The organism is Sinimarinibacterium thermocellulolyticum (assembly GCF_040327995.1).
In the GTDB taxonomy this organism is placed as follows: domain Bacteria; phylum Pseudomonadota; class Gammaproteobacteria; order Nevskiales; family Nevskiaceae; genus Solimonas; species Solimonas thermocellulolyticum.
In genome coordinates, this window is record NZ_JBEPIJ010000010.1 from 1 (window position 1) to 13,502 (window position 13,502).

13 protein-coding genes and 2 pseudogenes are annotated in these 13,502 nt (G+C 67.1%); 6 read left to right on the forward strand and 9 right to left on the reverse strand.

Annotated features, from left to right (window positions below):
• Positions 1-400, reverse strand: a pseudogene (locus tag ABSH63_RS09750) (transposase); the annotation flags it as partial.
• On the opposite strand from ABSH63_RS09750, the gene ABSH63_RS09755 reads away from it, so the two are divergent.
• Complete coding sequence (locus ABSH63_RS09755) at positions 381-758, forward strand: transposase (RefSeq protein ID WP_352889388.1); 378 nt, start codon at positions 381-383, stop codon at positions 756-758. The pseudogene ABSH63_RS09750 and the gene ABSH63_RS09755 overlap by 20 nt on opposite strands.
• A gap of 54 nt (positions 759-812) precedes the next feature.
• On the opposite strand, the gene ABSH63_RS09760 is transcribed toward ABSH63_RS09755, so the two are convergent.
• Complete coding sequence (locus tag ABSH63_RS09760) at positions 813-1,604, reverse strand: enoyl-CoA hydratase/isomerase family protein (RefSeq protein ID WP_434223266.1); 792 nt, start codon at positions 1,602-1,604, stop codon at positions 813-815.
• A 104-nt stretch (positions 1,605-1,708) separates the two neighbouring features.
• Here ABSH63_RS09760 and ABSH63_RS09765 point away from each other — a divergent pair.
• Together ABSH63_RS09765 and ABSH63_RS09770 are read left to right on the forward strand one after the other, a co-directional pair.
• Positions 1,709-2,453 (forward strand): annotated as a pseudogene (locus ABSH63_RS09765) (wax ester/triacylglycerol synthase domain-containing protein); the annotation flags it as partial.
• A 66-nt stretch (positions 2,454-2,519) separates the two neighbouring features.
• A complete protein-coding gene (locus ABSH63_RS09770; RefSeq protein WP_352889559.1) occupies positions 2,520-3,098 on the forward strand; it encodes a WS/DGAT domain-containing protein in 579 nt (192 codons plus the stop codon).
• Positions 3,099-3,168: 70 nt separating this feature from the next.
• On the opposite strand, the gene ABSH63_RS09775 is transcribed toward ABSH63_RS09770, so the two are convergent.
• The 3 genes from ABSH63_RS09775 to ABSH63_RS09785 are packed head-to-tail and all read right to left on the reverse strand — an operon-like array spanning position 3,169 to position 6,505.
• Entirely contained in the window at positions 3,169-4,440 is a 1,272-nt protein-coding gene (locus ABSH63_RS09775) for an acetyl-CoA hydrolase/transferase family protein (protein WP_352889392.1), read from the reverse strand.
• Positions 4,437-5,330 (reverse strand): HpcH/HpaI aldolase/citrate lyase family protein, encoded by an 894-nt coding sequence (locus tag ABSH63_RS09780; protein ID WP_352889394.1) that lies wholly within the window; start codon positions 5,328-5,330, stop codon positions 4,437-4,439. The genes ABSH63_RS09775 and ABSH63_RS09780 overlap by 4 nt, the downstream gene beginning before the upstream one ends.
• 8 nt (positions 5,331-5,338) lie before the next feature.
• Positions 5,339-6,505 carry an acyl-CoA dehydrogenase family protein gene (locus tag ABSH63_RS09785; RefSeq protein ID WP_352889396.1) on the reverse strand — a complete coding sequence of 389 codons (1,167 nt, stop codon included), beginning with the start codon at positions 6,503-6,505 and terminating at the stop codon, positions 5,339-5,341.
• Positions 6,506-6,623: 118 nt separating this feature from the next.
• Here ABSH63_RS09785 and ABSH63_RS09790 point away from each other — a divergent pair, with 118 nt between their 5' ends.
• On the forward strand, positions 6,624-7,802 hold the full coding sequence (locus ABSH63_RS09790) for a CaiB/BaiF CoA transferase family protein (protein ID WP_352889398.1): 1,179 nt from the start codon (positions 6,624-6,626) through the stop codon (positions 7,800-7,802).
• Positions 7,803-7,811: 9 nt separating this feature from the next.
• Here ABSH63_RS09790 and ABSH63_RS09795 read toward each other — a convergent pair whose 3' ends face one another.
• The 4 genes from ABSH63_RS09795 to ABSH63_RS09810 are packed head-to-tail and all read right to left on the reverse strand — an operon-like array spanning position 7,812 to position 10,558.
• A complete protein-coding gene (locus ABSH63_RS09795) occupies positions 7,812-8,189 on the reverse strand; it encodes a DUF4345 family protein (RefSeq protein WP_352889400.1) in 378 nt (125 codons plus the stop codon).
• 29 nt (positions 8,190-8,218) lie between these two features.
• A complete protein-coding gene (locus ABSH63_RS09800) occupies positions 8,219-8,992 on the reverse strand; it encodes an IclR family transcriptional regulator (RefSeq protein ID WP_352889402.1) in 774 nt (257 codons plus the stop codon).
• A 56-nt stretch (positions 8,993-9,048) separates the two neighbouring features.
• The gene (locus ABSH63_RS09805) at positions 9,049-9,771 is read right to left on the reverse strand and encodes a dienelactone hydrolase family protein (protein ID WP_352889404.1); all 723 of its coding nucleotides are present in this window, start codon (positions 9,769-9,771) and stop codon (positions 9,049-9,051) included.
• Between the two features lie 7 nt (positions 9,772-9,778).
• Positions 9,779-10,558: an SDR family NAD(P)-dependent oxidoreductase gene (locus tag ABSH63_RS09810; RefSeq protein WP_352889406.1), complete on the reverse strand. Its 780-nt coding sequence runs from the start codon at positions 10,556-10,558 to the stop codon at positions 9,779-9,781.
• 126 nt (positions 10,559-10,684) lie between these two features.
• Here ABSH63_RS09810 and ABSH63_RS09815 point away from each other — a divergent pair, with 126 nt between their 5' ends.
• Together ABSH63_RS09815 and ABSH63_RS09820 are read left to right on the forward strand one after the other, a co-directional pair.
• On the forward strand, positions 10,685-11,911 hold the full coding sequence (locus tag ABSH63_RS09815) for a CaiB/BaiF CoA transferase family protein (RefSeq protein WP_352889408.1): 1,227 nt from the start codon (positions 10,685-10,687) through the stop codon (positions 11,909-11,911).
• An 84-nt stretch (positions 11,912-11,995) separates the two neighbouring features.
• Complete coding sequence (locus ABSH63_RS09820) at positions 11,996-13,486, forward strand: class I adenylate-forming enzyme family protein (RefSeq protein ID WP_352889410.1); 1,491 nt, start codon at positions 11,996-11,998, stop codon at positions 13,484-13,486.
• Positions 13,487-13,502 lie beyond the last annotated feature (16 nt).

Sequence of the window (13,502 nt, forward strand, 5' to 3'; positions counted from 1 at the left end):
TCATCGTCGCGATCCGGCGTGCGCTGGTAGCGCGCCACCGTCCGCGACAGCCCAGCAGCCGCGCAGGCTCGTCGCTCGCTCAGGCCGTGCTCGGTCTGCAACGTCGCCGCGATTTCACGCCTCGCGGCAGGGCTTACAGCTTTTTTGCGATGACATCCTTGAGCGCGGTGTTCTCCAGCGCCAGGTCTGCATACATCTTCTTGAGCCGGCTGTTCTCTTGCTCGAGATCCTTCAGCCGCCGCACGTCGGACGCATCCATGCCACCGTACTTCTGCTTCCAGACGTAGTACGTCTGTTCCGAAATGCCCAGCTCGCGACATACATCGCGGACTTGTCGTCCGGCTTCGACTGCTTTGAGCGTCCGGACGATCTGGGTTTCAGTGAATTTGCTCCTGCGCATTGAAAGCCTCCTGGGGCGTGTAGTTTGCCCGGAGACCTCCAGTTATCCTTGGACCGAGTTTAGGGAGAGGCGACACTACGCCACGCTGAAGCTGCGCGGCGAACACGTGATGATCCGCAAGGAGAAGGGTCGGCCTGCCGGGCGAGATCACATCAACGGCATCGAGGGCTTCTGGAGCTATGCCAAGAACTGGCTCTACATGTACCGTGGCGTGCCCCGGCAATACTTCCACCTGTACCTGGCCGAAGTTTGCTACCGGTTCAATCACCGGCACGAAAACCTGCAACCCTTGCTGCACAAGCTTCTCAAGCAGATCTCAATCCAGGAGCTACGTCCAATTATGGTCCGGAAAGGTTAGGAATTACCTTCCGGCGTGAGTCCGACAACGCCTGATCGCGCCGTGCACCCGCGCTCAGCGCCCCTTGAAGTTGCCGGGCCTGCGCTCGCTCATCGCGCGCACGCCCTCGGCGAAGTCCTTGGTGTCCTTGAGCTTGAGCTGCTCGGCATGCTCGCGTTCGATTGCCGCGCGCACGGCCTCGACCAGGCCGGCGCGCAGGGTGGCGCGCGTCGCCACGAGCGCCAGTGGCGCGTTGACGGCGATCTCGGCGGCGAATGCCAACGCCGCCTCGGTCAGCCGCTCGGTCTCTACGACGCGGTCGACCAGCCCCCAGGCGACCACTTCGTCGGTGCGGTAGCGTTCGCCGCTGAGGAACATCTGCGATGCGCGCTGCGCGCCGATCAGTCGCGGCAGCGTGTACGTCAGGCCGAAGCCCGGATGAAAGCCGAGCCGCGTGAAGTTGGCCGAAAAGCGCGCCTGCGGCGCCGCCACGCGGAAATCCGCGGCCACGGCAAGACCGAGGCCCGCGCCGATCGCGGCGCCCTGCACCGCAGCGACGATCGGCTTGCGCGTCGCGTACAGGCGCAGCACCTGATCGTAGAACTCGCGCAGCGGATCGTCGGACTGCGCGCCGAAGCCGTTCGGCGAGACCAGATCGGCGCCGGCGCAGAATGCGCGGCCTTCGGCAGCGAGGACGACCGCTCGCACCTTCGGATCGGCATCGAGCGCCTCCAGCGCGTCGGCGATGCCGCGGATCAGCGCGATCGTCGCAAAGTTGTGCGGCGGATTCCCGAACACGAGCTGCGCGACGTGATCGCGCGTCTGAACCCCGAACCGTTCGCTCACCGGCCTGTTCCCATGTCTCATCCGACACCGATGCTACTCCGGATGCGCAAGCGTCTGGCGCGCCGCCCGCGCGTCGCGTAAAAGTGGACCGGGCCGGCCAGGTTCTTAGAGGGGGGACCACATTCATGGCGCGACTATCGCTGATCGATGACGCCTTTCTGCGCCTGGAAAGCCGCAGGCAGCCGCTGCACATCTGCATGCTGATGCTGTTCGAGCTGCCGGCCGATGCGCCGACCGATTTCGTCGCGCGCATCGCCGAGCGGCTGCGCCGGTCGACGCGCACGGCGCCGCCGTACAACCAGCGCCTGGCTCGGCGCCGCGGCCTGCACTACTGGGTCGAGGACGACGACTTCGATCTGGCACACCACTTCGTCCATACGGCGCTGCCGCAGCCCGGCCGTATCCGCGAGCTGCTGGCGCTGATCTCGCGCGTCCACTCCGGGCATCTGGATCGCGCCTATCCGCTGTGGCGCATCTATCTGATCGAAGGCGTCGAAGGCGGCCGCATGGCGCTCTACCTGAAGGTCCATCACGCCGTCGTCGACGGCGTCGCCGGCATGCGGCTGTTGATGCAGTCCATGTCCACCGATGCGGCCGAGTCCGCGAAGATGCCGGCGATCTGGGAAATTCCGACGCACAAGTCGACGAAGCATCCGCTGCCGGTGCCGGCGCCGGCCACGGGCGGGCTGCTGGCGCTGCGCGAAGTCGCGCGAAGGTATCCGCTCCACCTTGCCGGTGCTCCAGCGTGCGCGCGAGACCTTCGACGATCTGCGCCTGCGCGATCCCGATCTCGCCCTCGTCGGCCAGGCGCCGCCCTGCATGCTCAACAGCACGATCAGTGCCACCCGCCGCTTCGCCGCCCAGCAGTATTCGACGCCGCGTATGCGCGCCGTCGCCGGGGCCTGCGAGGCGACGCTCAACGATGTGGTGCTGGCGATGTGCGGCGGCGCGCTGCGCCGCTATCTGCAGGCGCTGGACGTCCTGCCGGAGAAGCCGCTGATCGCCGGGGTGCCGGTGTCGGTGCGCCGCGAGAACACTGGCCTGGGCAACGAGGTCGCCTTCACCATCACGCACCTGGCGACCCATCTCGACAGCCCGCTGCAACGCCTGCGCGCGATCAAGCGCTGCATGGACAAGAACAAGCAACGCATCCGCGACCTCAGCCCCGCGCAGGTACAGAGCTATGCGGCGCTGATGCTGATGCCGGGCGCGATCGCGGCGCTGCTGAGCCGCTTCAAGGATCGCACACTGGGCAACGTCGTCGTCTCGCATGTGCCCGGTCCGCGCGAGGACATGTACTGGCAGGGTGCGCGCCTTTGTGGGCTCTACCCGGCCTCGCTGCTGCTCGATGGTCTTGCCCTCAACATCACCGTGATCAGCCGCCACGACTTCGTCGACTTCGGCCTGATCGCCTGCCGCAGGACCGTACCGCACGTGCAGCGCTTGCTCGAATATCTGGAGGACGAACTGGTCGCGCTCGAACAGGCCACCGGCGTCGTGGCGCCCGCGCGATAACGAGCCGCGGCAGCCGCCGGCAGCGGCGAGAAAAAGGCTGCGACGCGCCGATCGCGTCGCTGACCGGGGATCAGTAGCCGCGCGCGAACAGCGCGTGCGCGGCGCGTTCCAGGTCCTCGCGGAAGTCCGGATGAGCGATCGCGATCATGCGGCGTGCACGCTCGGCCAGGGTCTGACCCTTGAGCTCGGCGGCACCGAACTCGGTGACGATCACGTCGACCTCGGTGCGCGCCGTCGTCACCGGCCCCGACAGCGTCGGCACGATCTTGCTGATGCTGCCGCCCTTGGCCGTCGCCGACAGCGCGATGATCGAGCGCCCGCCGGGGCTGCGCGCGCCGGCCCGCACGAAATCGACCTGGCCGCCGGTGCCGCCCAGATAGGCGCTGCCGCTCTGCTCGGCATTGACCTGGCCGGTGAGATCGACTTCGAGCGCCGAGTTGATCGTGACCAATTGATCGAGCTGCGCGAGCACCGCCGCATCGTGCGTGTATGAGGTGGCGCACATGCGCATGGCCTTGTTGCGGTGCGCCCAGCGGTAGAGCCGGTTCGTGCCGATCAGCGCACCGTTGATGCACACCCCGGTGTCGATGCGCTTGCGCGCATTGGTGACGACGCCGGCTTCGATCAAATCGACGAGCCCGTCGCCGAGCATGCCGGAGTGCACGCCCAGATCCTTGCGGTCGCCGAGCAGGCGCAGAATTGCATCGGGCACCGCGCCCACGCCGGTCTGGATCACGGCACCGTCCTCGATGTAGGCGGCACAGTGCTTGGCGATCGCCTGATCGGTGGCGCTGATCTTGGCCGCAGGGACCTCGACCAGCGGCCGCGACACCTCTAGCGCGACGTCGATCGCGTCCGCCGGCAGGCATTCGCCGAAGGTGAAAGGCACCTGGTCGTTGATCTCGGCGATGACCACACGCGCCTTCTTCACCGCCGCCTGAACGTAATCGCTGATCAAGCCGAAGCTGTGATTGCCTTTCTCGTCGGCCGGACTGAGCTGCACGAAGGCGACGTCGCAGCCGATCAGGCCCTGCTCGATGTAAGGCCCCACCTGGCTGACGTGGCACGGAATCACGTCGAGCTTGCCCGCTGCGGTGAGGGTGCGCAGCGTGCCGATCGCACCCATGCTCGACAGGCGGATCTTGCTCGCCGCCTCCACCGTGAGCAGACCGGAAAAACTCGTCGCCGCGAACGCGGACAGCTCGCCGATGTCGTCGGCCTGTTCGATCAGCGTCTCGATCAGCGTGGTCGGCTCGCCGCAGGCCTGGCCCCAAACGATGCGATCGCCGCGACGCAGGTAGCGGCCGAGATCGAGCTCGGCCGCGTTGGTGATCACGCTCACGTCTTGCCCGCCAGCTTGAGCAACTGCTGCGCCCGCGCCAGATACGGCCGGTCGAGCATGCCGCCCTTGTAGCCGATGGCGCCAACGCCGGGGTTCGCCGCGAACAACTCGACGATCTCCTGCGCCTGCGCGATCTCCTCGGCAGTCGGCAGGAAGGCCTCGTTGATGATGTCGACCTGCGCCGGGTGGATCGCCAGCATGCCGCGAAACCCGGCGCGCCGGCATTGGGTCGCGCGCTTGCGCAGACCGTCGAGGTCCTTGTAGTCGCCATGGATGGTGTCGATGGCGGGCACGCGCGCGGCGGCGGCGCCGACCAGACACAAGCTGCGCGCCAACTCGTAGGTGAAGCCGTAGCTGCCATCGGGGTTCTTGTTCTCGCTGGCGCCGAGTTCGTCGGCGAGATCCTCCGCACCCCAGGTCATCGCGACGAGCCGCGGCGCACCGACGTAGGAGCCCGTGTTGAGCATGCCCTCGGCGGTCTCCGTCACCAGCGGAAACACTTTGGTCGATCCGGGTTCGATCCCGTTCGCGACTTCCAGCGCGCACAGGTAGTGATCCAGCACCACGAGGTCGTGGCCGCCGCGCGTCTTCGGCACCATGATGCCGCCCGGCCTGCCCGGCATCACCGCGGCGAGATCGGCCAGCGCATGCGGCCCCTGCAGCGGATTGATGCGCACCCAAAGGCGCGCGCGCTGCGCAGGCTGCGCTTTTTGCAGCATCGCGCGGACCAACTCGCGCGCCCTGGCTTTCTCGCCTTCGGCGACCGCGTCCTCCAGGTCGAACAGCGCGATGTCCGCCGCACTGGCGGCGGCCTTTTCCATCTTCTTCTCGCTGTCGCCCGGCGCGAACAGCCAGGAACGGGCACTGAACGGCTCTTGTGCGTGGCTCATATCGGCACTCAATAGGATTTCGGCAATTCCAACACTTTTTCGGCGAGGAAGTTGAGGATCATGTGCGGGCTGACCGGTGCCGTGCGCGGAATCAGCACCTCGCGCAACAGGCGCTCGACGTGGTACTCCTGCGCGTAGCCCATGCCGCCGAGCGTCAGCATCGCCGTATGGCAGGCCTCGAAGGCGAACTCGGCGGCGAGATACTTGCCGGCATTGGCTTCGACGCCGCAGTCCTCATTCTTGTCGAACTTGGTCGCCGCCTTCATCACCATCAGGTTCGCGGCTTCGAGCTGCGCCCAGCACTTGGCGAGCGGATGCGCGATGCCCTGGTTCTGGCCGATCGGCCGGCCGAAGACGACGCGCTCGCGCGCATAGCGCGCCGCCCGCTGGATCGCCGCACGCCCGATGCCCACCGCTTCGGCGCCGAGTAGCACGCGCTCTGGATTCAACCCGTGCAGGATGATCTTGAAGCCCTGCCCTTCTTCGCCGATGCGGTGCTCGTCCGGAATGAACAGGTCGGTGATGAACAGCATGTTCGAGTCGACCGCGTGGCGACCCATCTTGTGGATCAACCGCACCTCGATCTTGCTGCGGTCGAGGTCGGTATAGAACAGCGTGAGACCGTCGGTCTTGCGCTTGACCTGATCCAGCGGCGTGGTGCGCGCCAGCAGTAGCATCTTGTTGGCGACCTGCGCGGTGGAGATCCAGATCTTCTCGCCGTTGACCCGGTAACCGCCCGGCACCTTCTCCGCACGCGTCTTCAGCTCGGTGGTGTTGAGCCCGGCGTTGGGCTCGGTCACGGCGAAACACACGCGGTCCTTGCCGGAGACCACGTTCGGAATGAATTGGCGCTTTTGTTCCTCGGTGCCGAACAGCACCACGGGCTGCATGCCGAACACCGGCAGATGGATGCTCGATGCCCCGGTCATGCCGGCGCCCGACTCCGCGACCGCCTGCATCATCACCGCCGCCTCGGTGATGCCCAGGCCCGATCCGCCGAACTCGCTGGGCATGGCGATGCCGATCCAGCCGGCATCCGCCATCGAGTCGAAGAAGTCCTGCGGAAAGCTGGCTTGCCGATCACGCTCCAGCCAGTACTCGGCGGAGAACTGCGCGCAGTGCCTGAGCACAGCGTCGCGGATGCGCTGCTGGTCGTCGGTCAGGCTGAAATCCATGGGCGGGCACCATTGTCGATGAAAGCCGATTGTTCTGATATTAGCTCATTGTGCTGGAATCCGTACGATTTCCGTGAAACAATCGAGCCCATCGAGACCAACTGGCAGGAGCAGCGGCATGGGCAGCCCGACGAAGCGCAACGGACCTCTGGCCGGCGTGCGCGTGATCGACCTGACGACGATGGTCATGGGGCCATACTGCACGCAGATCATTGCCGACATGGGCGCCGACGTGATCAAGATCGAACCGCCCGACGGCGATGGCACACGCTACATCTCGATCGGACCATCACCGACCATGGGCGGCGTGTTCGCCAACGTCAATCGCGGCAAGCGCAGCGTTGTGCTCGACCTACAGACCGATACCGGCCGCGAGGCGCTGCGCAGGCTGATCGAAGGCGCCGACGTGTTCATCCACACGATGCGCGCCAAGGCCATCGCCAAGCTCGGCTTTGCCTATGCCGACGTCGCCGCGATCAAGCCCGACATCGTCTACACCAATGCCTATGGCTACAGCCGCCGCGGCCCGGATCGCGACCTGCCCGCCTATGACGACACCATCCAGGCCGAGTGCGGCCTCACCGCCGTGCAGCAGATGCTGACCGGTGAGGCCAGCTACGTCGGCTCGATCATCGCCGACAAGGTCGCCGGACTGACCGCGCTGTATGCCACCGTCATGGCGCTGTTCCATCGAGAGCGCACCGGCGAAGGCCAGGAGGTGGAGGTCGGCATGTTCGAGACCATGGCCTCGTTCATGCTCGTCGAGCACGCCAACGGCGCGATGTTCAGCCCGCCACTGTCCAAGGCGCACTACCCGCGCGCAGTCGCGCGCAACCGCAGGCCGTATCGCACCAAGGACGGCCACATCTCGGCGTTGATCTACAACGACAAGATGTGGGCCAAGTTCGTCGACGCGGTCAAGCCATCCTGGGCCGGTCCGGAACTGGCGACGCTCCAGCAGCGCGCCAGGCAAATCGACCGCGTGTATGGCCTGCTGGCCGAGACCTTCCTCGAACGCACCACCGCCGAATGGCTGGAGCTGCTGCGGTCGCTCGGCATCCCCGCCGCGCCGCTGCGCACGCCGGATGAGTTGTTCGACAACGCCCATCTGAACGCGGTCGGCTTCTTCGAAACCGTGGATTCGGAGTACGGCCCGGTACGCTTCCCCGGCGTGCCGACCTGGTTCTCGCGCACGCCCGGCCGCGTCGCCGGCCCGGCGCCGGAACTCGGCATACACACGCGGCAGATACTCGATGAGGCGGGCATGGGCATGGGCGCAGCCGCTGCCGCACGCTGATCGCGAGGATCAGGCCGTCGCGGCGCTCTTGCGCAGCAGAGCGATGGCAATCGCGGTGTATACGAGTTCGAAGCCCAGACCACCGATCGTGTAGGACGAAAAGTCGCCGGCGAGCAACGCGCCGATCAACCGCGCGGCGAACAGGCCGCCGGTGACGAAGGCAAGCGCCAGCACCGCCGAACGTTGCCACGCAGGTCGGAACAGCGCCGCTGCCGCGAACAGGCCCAGCGCCGTCTGCACGCCGCCGTACATCGCGCGCAGCTCGATTGTGCCGGTCGGCGTCGTCGAGGTCACACCGGCGAGTTCGGCGAGCATCGTCGGGTCGATCAGGCAGTAAAGGCCATAGCCGGCCCAGGCCAGCGCCGAAATCAGTAGAAAGATTCGCATCGCATTCCCCCGTTGCTTGAGACGGTATGCTATTCGCCGACCGCCCGATAACCGAGTGTTGCGGACACCGCCGCAGCCTCCTCGCGCACCAGGCGCGCGAGCTCGTCGCGGGTCGACTGCAGTCGCGAGGTCGGCGCTGCCACGATCAGTGCGCCAAGCGCAGTGCCGCTCGCATCACGAACGACTGCGGCCGTGCCGCTGGCGCCGTCGGCGGCCTGGTCGATGGTCTGCGCGACACCGACGGCGCGCACCTGCTCGATGATCCGGGCGAGTAGGCGCTTGTCGGTTTCGGTGGACCGGGTCAGCGAGCGCGGACGCAGCCTGCGCAGATAGGCGCGCACCTGTGCCGGCGGCGCCGCGGCCAGCAGCGCGCGACCGCCGGCGGTGCAGTACAGCGGCCGGCGATCGCCCACCGACACCGCGAAGCGCACCGCGTTGCGGCTCTCGATCACGTCGACATAGGTCAGTTCGTCGGCGTCGATGTCGGCGACGGCGAACAGCACCGTCTCGCCGCTGCGATCGGCGAGCCGGCGCATGCCGGCGCGGATCAGATCCGAAGACTGCAGGCGTCGACGCGCTTGCAGCAGCGCGCTGCCGAGCCCGAACGCGCGCGGACCGAGCCGCCACGCGCCGTCGGTATGCGCGACGAAGTCCGCCTGCGCAAGACCGCGCAACAGTGCGGCGAGGCTGCTCTTGGGCGCCTTGAGGCTGCGGCTGAGCTGGGCGAGGCTCACCGGCTCGTTGCTCGCACACAGCGTTTCGAGAATGTGGATCACCCGCGTGACGGACTGCGGCGAATTCATCGCGGCTGGCTCCCCTGCTTGACCGAGTATGGACGGGCCTGCCGATTATGAAGGCATCAGGACCTTGCAAAGGCCTCGTCGAACAACTGCCGCATCGCCGACCACGAACGCGCATCGGCCCTCGCGTCATAGCGAAACCGCGGATCCTTGCGAGCATCGGCCCGCCGGTCGGTGAAGCTGTGCGCGGCGTTGCCGTAGCGCACCATCTGCCAGTCGACGCGATCGCGACGCAGCTCGTCGAACACCGTGTTCATCGTATCGGCATTCAGCAGCGGATCCTCATCGCCGTGACAGATCAGCACCCGGCAGCGGATGCGCCCGGCATCCTCGGCCAGCGCCGGCAGCAGGCCGGCGTGAAACGCCGTGATCGCCGAAAGCGGCGCGCCGCTACGCGCCAGCTCCAGCGCCGTGCTACCGCCGAAGCAGAAGCCGATCGCCCCGAGCCGTTCGCGGTCGACGTCGTCCTGCGCCCGAAGCACGTCGAGCGCTGCCTGCGCGCGCGAGCGCCACTCGGCGCGGTCGGCATACAGCGCCTTGATCGTGGGCGTAACCCCGGGCAAATCGTCGAACACGCGGCCGTCACCGAGCAGATCGGCGGCGAAGGCGACGTAACCGAGCTGCGCCAGGCATTCGGCACGCTCACGGGCATGCGCATTCAGACCGAAGGCTTCCGGAAACACCACCACACCCGGACGTGTACCGTTCCCACTCGAACCGCGATACAACTGGCCGACCAGGCGCGTCCGACCGTTCGTGTACTCGATGGTCTGCGCGTTCACGTCGCGCTCAGCGCGGCTGCATGCGGATCGCGCCGTCGAGGCGCACGGTCTCGCCGTTGAAGTATCCGTTGCGGATGATTTCCAGCGCGAGGCTCGCATACTCTTCGGCGCAGCCGAGCCGCGGCGGAAACGGCACCATGGCGCCGAGCGCGTCCTTCATCTGCTGCGGTGCGCGTGCCATCGCCGGCGTGTCGAAGATGCCGGGCTGGATGGTGTTCACGCGGATGCCCTCGCGCGCCAGATCGCGCGCGATGGTCAGCGTCATGCCGACGATCGCGGCCTTGGCCGCGGAGTACGCCGCCTGACCGATCTGCCCCTCGGTCGCTGCCGCCGAAGCCGTGTTGATCAGCACGCCGCGTTCGCCGTCGAGCGGATCGAGCGTCATCATGCCGGCGGCCGCGCGGGTGATGCAGCGGAAGGTGCCGACGGTGTTGAGCTTGAGCACCCACTCGAACTTGTCGGTCGGAAAGATGCTGATCTCGCCGGTGGTCTTGTCGCGCCGCACCGTTGGAATCGCGTTGCCCCCGCCAGCGCAACACACCAGCACGCGCTCTTGACCGTTGGCCGCGCGCGCCTTGGCGAAGGCCTGATCGACGCTGTCGTCGGACAGCACATCGCATGGGCAGAACACGCTGCCGGTTTCGCCGGCGGCCTTCTCGCCAGTCTCCGGATTGAGGTCGAAGATCGCGACCTTGACGCCTGCCGCGCGCAACGCCCGGACCGTGGCCAGACCGAGCCCGGATGCGCCGCCGGTAACCACGGCCGCGATGGAGGAATCGATGCGCATGCTGTCCTGCCTTGTCTGTGAGGGATGACGAAGATTGCTGCCGATGCCGCAGCGCCCATGCTTTGTAGCGCACCCTCCAACAGTATGCAACAATGTTGTTGATTATTCTGAGAGGAGAATGTGCGCATGACCCAGGTGATGAAGGGCGTCAGGGTGCTGGAGGTGGCGCAATTCACCTTCGTGCCGGCCGCCGGCGCGATCCTTGCCGACTGGGGCGCGGACGTGATCAAGATCGAGCATCCGCAGCGCGGCGACACCCAGCGCGGTTTCGTCAATCTCGGCGGCATCAAGGTCAACCCGAACCGCAGCCCGTTCATGGAACACCCGAACCGCGGCAAGCGCAGCGTCGGCGTCGACATCTCCAAACCCGAGGGCATGGCGGTGATCTACGAGTTGGCCAAGACCGCCGACGTGTTCCTGACCAACTATCTGCCGCACCAGCGGCAGAAGATGAAGTTCGACGTCGAGCACATCCGCGCGGTCAATCCGAAGATCATCTACGCGCGCGGCAGCGCCTACGGTGACAAAGGGCCCGAGCGCGATGTCGGCGGCTTCGACGGCACCGCGTTCTGGAACCGCAGCGGCATCGCCTGGGCGATGTCGCCGCCCGAACTCGGCGGACCGATCGCGCAGGGCATCCCGGCCTTCGGCGACTCGATCGGTGGCATGAACATCGCCGGCGGCATCGCGGCGGCGTTGTTCCACCGCGAGCGTACCGGCGAGGCGCTGGAAGTGGACGTCTCACTGCTGAGCACGGCGTGGTGGGCGGCCGGCACCTCGATCGACATGGGCATCGACACCGGCCAGATCATGCGCAACCGTATGCCCGGCTCCGGCGGCAATCCGGGCAATCCGCTGATGGGCAACTACACCACGTCCGACGGCGAGACCATCAACATGTGCACGCTCACGCCGGGGCCGCACATCAAGAGCTTCTTCGAGCACATCGGCAGGCCGGAATGCGCGAGCGACGAACGCTTCGCCACGGCCGAAGCCCTGATGAAGAACTGGCAGGCGGCGAGCGACATCATCCGTGAGGCTTTCGCCCAGCACGACTTCAAGTACTGGCGGCAGAGGCTGGCGAGCTACTCTGGCCAATGGGCGCCGGTGCAGAGCCTGCTCGACATCGCCCGCGACGAACAAGCACTGGCCAACGACATGCTGTTCGAGGTCGAGGCCAGCGATGGCGGTGCGCCGATCAAGCTGGTACGCGGCCCGGTGCAGTTCAATCACCAGCCGGTGAAGACCACGCGTGCGCCACAGGCCTCGGAGCACACCGAGATCGTACTGATGGAGATGGGCATGGACTGGGATCGCATCGAGCAGCTCAAGGCGAGTGGCGCGATCGCCTAGGGTCTTTGAGGTCTGCTGACGGCACTCCGGACCGGGGCGCGCTCCGACACCGATCCGAATCCATTGGACGTTCACGGGTTCTCGATGAACATCGCTCTACTCCTGCAGATGGCCGCCGAGGCTGAACCACACCGCATCGGCCTGGTCTGCGACGGCCGGCGCTGGTCCTACGGCGCCTTGTTGAGCGCGGCTCACGGCGCCGCGGCACACGTCGTCGAGACCGGCGCGACGCACCTCGCCCTGCTCGACGAGAGCAGTGAGGCGGCAGCGATCGCGCTGTTCGGTGCGGCGTTCGCCGGCGTGCCCTACGTGCCGCTGAACTACCGGCTCGCCGATGTCGATCTTCGCGCCCTGCTTCAGCGCGTGGCGCCCGCGTACGTCGTCGGCGACGTCGCACGCGTCGCGCGCATCGCGTCGGATCAGGGCCACGTCACGCTCGGCCGTGGCGAGTTTGTCGCCGCCGCCGAGGCCCGCGGCGAAGATGCACCCAAGGAGCCGCGCGAGGGCGAGGGCATCGCCGCGCAGATCTTCACCAGCGGCACCACCGCGGCGCCGAAGGCCGCATTGCTGCGTCACGCCAACCTACTCTCGTACATCCTCGGCACCGTCGAATTCGCCTCCGCCTCGCCGAACGAAGCCGCGCTGGTCTGTGTGCCGCCGTATCACATCGCCGGCATCGCCGCGCTGATGAGTTCGATCTACGCGATGCGCCGCATCGTGCTGCTGCCGGCCTTCGACCCGGACGCCTGGCTGGAGCTTGCGGCGAGCGAGCGCGTGACCAATGCCTTCGTCGTGCCGACCATGCTCGCTCGCATCATCGCGCGCATCGACGCCGGCCACCGTCCCGACCTGTCGGCGCTGCAGGCCATCGCCTACGGCGGCGGCCGCATGCCGTTGGAGCTGATCGAGCGCGCGCTCGAACTGTTCCCGCACACCGGCTTCACCAACGCCTATGGCCTCACCGAGACCAGCTCGACCATCGCACTGCTCGGCCCGGAGGATCATCGCGCGGCGCTGGCCTCGGGCGATCCGGCCGTGCGTGCACGTCTGGGCTCGGTCGGCAAACCGCTGCCGACGGTCGAGATCCAGATTCGCGACGAGAACGGCCGCGTGCTGCCGCCCGGCGAGCGCGGCGAGATCTATGTGCGTGGCGAACAGGTGTCCGGCGAGTACCGCGAGCGCAAGGCGCTCGACGCCGACGGCTGGTTCCCCACGCGCGACGCCGGCTGGCTCGATGCCGACGGCTATCTGTTCCTCGCCGGCCGCGCCGACGACGTCATCGTCCGCGGCGGCGAGAACATCTCGCCGGGCGAGATCGAGGACGTGCTGCTGGGCCATCCGGCGATCGCCGATGCCGCTGCGGTGGCGGTGCCTTCGCTCGAATGGGGCGAGGCGGTCGGCGTCGCCATCGTGCCGCGCACCCCGCAAGCGCCGCCGTCGGAAGATGAGCTGCGCACCTTGATCCGCAAGCGCCTGCGCTCATCGCGCGTGCCGGAGCGCATCCTTGTGGTCGAGGCGCTGCCGTACAACGAGATGGGCAAGCTGCTGCGGCGTGAGGTGAAGAAGTTGTTCTGATTCCCCGTTCGACAAC